Genomic DNA, 5,332 nt, shown 5'->3' with positions numbered 1-5,332 from the left:
TATGCGATTTTGACGGTCGGCGATGGGCTGGTCAGCCAGATTCCGGCGGTCATTATCTCGATCGCATCGGCGTTGTTGCTGGCCCGGGGTGGCGCAACCGGGGCCGCTGATCTGGCGCTGATCGGACAGTTGGGCCGCTACCCACCCGCCTTGGCGACGGTTGCGGTGTTGATGGCGTTGTTCGCCTTGGTGCCCGGCTTGCCATTCGTGCCGTTCGTGATCGGCGCGCTTGTGCTGGCCGGTGCGGCGTTCACGGTTCATCGCAACGCCCAACGCCGCGCCGCCTCCGCGCGGACCGCGGCCGAAACTGCGCCACCCCCCGGCAAGCCCACCTCGATGGGCGATATTCTGGACCTTGACGATATTCATGTCGAATTTGCCCCCGATCTGGTGGGCATGGTGTTGGACCCCGCGACCGGCTTGGATGCGCGGATCGAAAGCATGCGAAAACATGTGGCCGAGGTTTACGGTCTGGTCCTGCCCGAGATCCGCCTGACCGATAATGCGGCGCTGCATCCCGGCACTTACATCATGCGCATTCAGGGCGTCGAACAGGCGCGCGATCGTTTGCAGCCAGACAGCGTTCTGGTTCTGCTGGCCGATGATGCCCAGCCGCTGCCGCCCGGCGAAACTGTGAAAGAGCCGGTCTATGGCGCGCCTGCCCGTTGGATTTCCGCCACGGAACGCGAAAATCTGGCGCTGGCGGGGCTGACCATTGTCGGCCCGACCGAGGTTCTGGCCACCCATCTGCTCGAAGTCATCCGCAGCAATTTCGCGCGGCTTCTGACGCTGAAATCCCTGCGGCGGCTGTTGGACGAGCTGACCAATCTCAGCGACCCGGCGCGGGCCGAGGCGAACCGCCGGATGTTGGCCGAACTGGTGCCCGACAAGGTTCCGGTGGACATGTTGCTGGCGGTGCTGCGGCTGTTGCTGGACGAACGTGTGTCGATCCGAAATCTGCCGTTGATCCTTGAATCCATTGCCGAAATTCGCCACTCGGCCCCGAACCCCGAGATCATTTGCGAATATGTCCGGCACCGTCTGGGGTTTCAGCTGGTTGCCGAACACAAACGCGCCGATGGCACGATCCCGCTGCTGCAACTTGCCCCCGAATGGGAAGAGCGGTTTTCGACCTATCAGATCGACTCTGACAATGGCGCCCGCGATGTGGCCCTGCCGCCCGAGGACTTTAACAAGCTGGCGAATGCCGTAGCGGACAAGCTGGCAAAGGCGGGCGAGACCGGGATTTTCCCGGCGGTCGTGACCTCTAGCCGCCGCCGCCGCTATGTCCGCACGGTCCTGTCGGCGCGCGGCATCAGTGCACCGGTTCTGTCGTTCGAGGAAATCGGAACCCAGGCGCGGCCGTCGCTGGTCGGATTGGTGCCGGCATGATCGGCGCGGTCGCCGCATTGGTGCCGTTCAGCGAGGTCGCAATATTGGCGGCGTTCATCGTGTTTTTGCGCGTCGGGGCGGTGATGGCGCTGTTGCCTGCCTTTGGCGAATCCTATGTGCCGATGCGGGTCCGTTTGGCGTTGACGATCGCGTTTACCATGATTGTCGCGCCGGCGATCCTGCCTGAATTGGCGCCAGTTACCAGTGCAGGCCAGATCGTCGCGCCCTTTATCCTGACCGAGGTTTTGGCTGGCCTCGCGTTGGGCATTCTGTTTCGGCTGATGGTGTTGGCGTTACAGATGGCGGGCCAGATCGCGGCGCAGGCGACATCCTTGTCGCAAATTTTCGCCTCGGCCGGGGTCGAACCTCAACCCGCGATGGGGCATTTGCTGACCATCGCCGGATTGGCGCTGTTGGTGATGGGCGGCCTGCCCGTCAAAGTCGCACAGGCGATCGTGCTGTCCTATCAATTCCTGCCACCCGCACAATTGATCCCCGCCGCCGCGCTTTCGGAATTGGGCGTGGCCCAGGTCGCACGGGCATTCGGGCTGGCGATGACGCTGGCGATGCCGTTCGTGATCATCTCGCTGCTTTATAATCTGGCCTTGGGGGTGATCAACCGCGCGATGCCGCAGTTGATGGTGGCGATGGTCGGCGCCCCAGCCATCACCGCCGGAGGATTGATCCTGTTGCTGTTGGCCATGCCAATCATGCTGGACCTGTGGCAGGGCGCTGTGAACGCCGTTCTTGCCGCGCCGTTCGGGGCGGGCCAATGAGCGGTGACAGCGACGAAGACAAGCAGCACGAGCCAACACAGAAACGGCTGGCCGACGCGCGGAAAAAGGGAGAATTTGCCCGTTCAGCGGATCTGAACACCACTGCCGGTTATTTCGGCTTTGTTCTGGTGGCGCTTGGGGTCGGGGCGGCCAGCCTTGGCCATCTTGGCACGGTCTTGATGGGGTTTCTGGATCATCCCGATCGGATGGCGCCGCTGTTTTTGGGGCCAACCTCGCGACCTGCCGTTGGCGGCCTGATGGTTGCGGTGGCGGTGGCGGCTGGCGCGTGGTTTCTGGGGCCGGCGGTTGCGGTTCTTTTGTCCGTCGCGGCGCAGCGCAGCCTGGTCTTTGCGCCGGAAAAGCTGGCGCCGCGGTTGTCGCGCATTTCACCGCTGTCGAACGCGCGCAACAAGTTTGGCGCGGCGGGGCTGTTCGAGTTCAGCAAAAGCGCGGTGAAGCTAGGGGTCTATGCCACGGCGCTGGCGGTGGTCCTGACGAAAAACCTGCCACAGATGCTGGCCGCGATGAACCTGTCGCCGGGCATGGGGCTGGCCTTGATGGTGCGGCTTTGCGTGTCGTTCCTTTTGGTCGTGGTTGGCATCGCGACAGCGATCGGGGCGATTGACGCGCTGTGGCAGCATTTTGAGCACCTGCGGAAAAACCGCATGTCACATCAGGAGATGAAAGAGGAATTCAAACAGTCCGAGGGCGATCCCCACATCAAACAGCAGCGCCGGCAAAAGGGTATGGCGATTGCCATGAACCAGATGCTGGCCGATGTGCCGAAGGCCGAGGTCGTGATCGTGAACCCGACGCATTACGCAGTCGCGCTGAAATGGGACCGCTCGGCGCCCGGCGCGCCGGTTTGCGTGGCGAAAGGTGTCGATGAAATTGCGGCGCGAATTCGCGAACTGGCCGCCGAACATGGGGTGCCGCTGCACAGCGATCCGCCAACCGCGCGGGCGCTGTTTGCCACGGTCGAGGTCGGGCAGGAAATTCAGCGCGATCATTACAAGGCCGTCGCGGCCTCGATCCGCTTTGCCGAGGCGATGCGCAAACGGGCGCGGCGGTTTTCATGAGGCGTGAGGCAAAACAACTGGCCGAACTGGCGCAACTGACAGGGGTGGCGCAGGACGCGGCGCTGTCGAAATTGCGCGCGGCGATTTCGGCGCGCGAGGCTGTCGAGGCGCAGATCAAGGCATTGGATCAACAGCGACGCCGGGCCACCCCAGATGTGTCGGATGCGGTCACGTTGACCGGCGCCGATCTGTTATGGCAGCGCTGGGCGGCGCTGCGGCGGGCTGATCTGAACAAGCAATTGGCGCGTCTGCGAGTGACGGAGGCCGACGCGCGCGACACCGCCGGCACGGCATTCGGGCGCGCGCAGGCGGTCAGGGAATTGCGGAAATAGGCGGGATTTGCGGCTAGGTGTCTTGCCGGACCAGATCGATGATCAGCACGTCATGGACCTGTGGGCCGAGGATTTTCTTGGCGACTTCCAGCAGGGCCAGCCGCAGCGCGGACATGTTCGAACTGGCGGTGAACACGCCACGAAACCCGCCGGAATTGGCGTGGTCGAACATGACGCTGAGAAACGCATCGCGCAATTTCGGCTCAAGCTGGTAAACGCGGGCCCGTTCATCAAGATCGACTTCAAGGCTGAGCGACAGCACGACCAGCGCGCTGACCCGTTCGTTTTCGACCACCGGCACGATGAACTGATTGTTCAGCTTGACGAATTCCACCGTGTCCTCGGTGGGTTCGGCATGGTCGGAATGGCCGTCGTTTTTGGGGGGCGGGGTTGCGTGGTCCTCGGCCAGATCGGCGTCAGGTTTCAGGAACATCCCGGCCCCGGCGCCGACGCCGAGGCCGATCAGGGCCAGTAAAAGCGGAAGAATGAATTTCATTTTCGCCTCAGAACGGCAGCAGGATGTCAGCGATCTGTTGACCATAGCGGGGCTGCTGAACCCGCGCGATCTGGCCACGTCCGCCATAGGAAATCCGGGCCGACGCGATCTTGTCATAAGTGATTTCGTTCTGGCGCGAGATGTCTTCGGGCCGAACATAACCAGTGACCAGCAGCTCGCGCATTTCGAAATTGACCCGCACTTCCTGCGTGCCTTCGATCCTGAGAACGCCGTTTTCCAGTTCATTGGTGACGGTGGCGGCGACGCGCAGGGTCAGTTTTTCATTGCGCCGGATCGAGCCATCGCCGCTGGAGGCGCTGGACGAGGTTGTCGAGACCGCGTTTTCCATGCTGGCGCCGGTCGGCATGACGGTATCGGCGCGCTGCGGAAGGCCGAACAATTGCGGCACGCTCATATCGTCCGAGCCGCTGCGGGAATGTGCGGTCGAGTTCGACATTTCCGCCTTATCGTCGATTTCGATCACCACGGTCAGAATATCGCCGCGCCGCTCGGCCCGGCGGTCGCCCAATAGGGAATCGCGACCGCCGCTCCAAAGCGAGGCGTAATCGCTGCTGCGGTGGCGGCCCGAGCTTTGCGGATATTGCGCCGAGGTCATGGCGTCATAGGCGGCGCTGCCTTCGGTCGGGGTGAAATCCGGGGCGCGGCCGACTTCGGCCAGATCCGAACAGCCGGCGACAGTCAGGGCGATACAGGCGGTTGCAACGAAACGGTTCATCTTGGCGTCCTATTCATACGCGGCAGGGCCGACGACAATGTCGCCATTGGCGGTCACCTGCCCGGTTACGGTGGTGCGGGAATCAAGGTTCATCACGCGAATGCGGTCGCCCACGGCGGCGCGATCCAGTGCGCGGGCGTCGGTTTGGATCATCAGGCCCCCGGTCTGATAGCGCAGGGTGACGATCTGATTGCGGTCGATGATGGCGGGCGGGCCGATATCGCCGGGGCGGATCGGCCGCCCGGCATAAAGAATGACCCGCGTTTCCATGCCGATGGCCTGAACCGGGTCGGACAAGGTGCCGGGAATATCGCCCGCCGCCACCACCAGATCGCCGGGGCCAAGAACGATCTGACTGCGCAGGGTTCGGGTCGATAACAGCGTTTCCGCAGGCGACATCGCCGGGAACAGCGCCGCGATCAGCACCAGCCGCCACATCAGCGCACCTGTGTGGTTGCGCCAAGCATCTGGTCGGCGGCGGTGATGACCTTGGCGTTCAACTCATACCCGCGCTGGGCCTC

At 63.3% G+C, this 5,332-nt stretch carries 8 protein-coding genes; 4 read left to right on the top strand and 4 right to left on the bottom strand.

The window, feature by feature from the left end; genetic code table 11:
* The 4 genes from ABYW26_RS09900 to ABYW26_RS09885 all read left to right on the top strand — a co-directional run.
* Positions 1-1,392 (top strand): FHIPEP family type III secretion protein (locus ABYW26_RS09900; RefSeq protein ID WP_372604668.1); only part of this gene is annotated, 1,392 nt, incomplete at its 5' end.
* Entirely contained in the window at positions 1,389-2,168 is a 780-nt protein-coding gene (locus ABYW26_RS09895; protein WP_372604666.1) for a flagellar biosynthetic protein FliR, read from the top strand. The genes ABYW26_RS09900 and ABYW26_RS09895, both read left to right, overlap by 4 nt.
* Entirely contained in the window at positions 2,165-3,247 is a 1,083-nt protein-coding gene (locus ABYW26_RS09890) for a flagellar biosynthesis protein FlhB (protein WP_372604665.1), read from the top strand. The genes ABYW26_RS09895 and ABYW26_RS09890 overlap by 4 nt, the downstream gene beginning before the upstream one ends.
* Entirely contained in the window at positions 3,244-3,579 is a 336-nt protein-coding gene (locus tag ABYW26_RS09885) for a hypothetical protein (RefSeq protein WP_372604664.1), read from the top strand. The genes ABYW26_RS09890 and ABYW26_RS09885 overlap by 4 nt, the downstream gene beginning before the upstream one ends.
* 13 nt (positions 3,580-3,592) lie before the next feature.
* Here ABYW26_RS09885 and ABYW26_RS09880 read toward each other — a convergent pair whose 3' ends face one another.
* The 4 genes from ABYW26_RS09880 to ABYW26_RS09865 form a co-directional block, all read right to left on the bottom strand.
* Positions 3,593-4,075 carry a flagellar basal body-associated FliL family protein gene (locus ABYW26_RS09880; protein ID WP_372604662.1) on the bottom strand — a complete coding sequence of 161 codons (483 nt, stop codon included), beginning with the start codon at positions 4,073-4,075 and terminating at the stop codon, positions 3,593-3,595.
* A 7-nt stretch (positions 4,076-4,082) separates the two neighbouring features.
* Positions 4,083-4,811, bottom strand: a complete 729-nt coding sequence (gene flgH, locus ABYW26_RS09875; protein WP_372604660.1) for a flagellar basal body L-ring protein FlgH — start codon at positions 4,809-4,811, stop codon at positions 4,083-4,085.
* 9 nt (positions 4,812-4,820) lie between these two features.
* Positions 4,821-5,249 carry a flagellar basal body P-ring formation chaperone FlgA gene (flgA, locus tag ABYW26_RS09870; RefSeq protein WP_372604659.1) on the bottom strand — a complete coding sequence of 143 codons (429 nt, stop codon included), beginning with the start codon at positions 5,247-5,249 and terminating at the stop codon, positions 4,821-4,823.
* Positions 5,249-5,332 (bottom strand): flagellar basal body rod C-terminal domain-containing protein (locus tag ABYW26_RS09865; protein WP_372604670.1); only part of this gene is annotated, 84 nt, incomplete at its 5' end. The genes flgA and ABYW26_RS09865, both read right to left, overlap by 1 nt.

Source organism: Actibacterium sp., from assembly GCF_041584535.1.
In the GTDB taxonomy this organism is placed as follows: Bacteria; Pseudomonadota; Alphaproteobacteria; order Rhodobacterales; family Rhodobacteraceae; genus Actibacterium_D.
The sequence above is the reverse complement of the archived record's forward strand: the minus strand, read 5'-3'. Positions and strand labels throughout refer to the sequence as shown.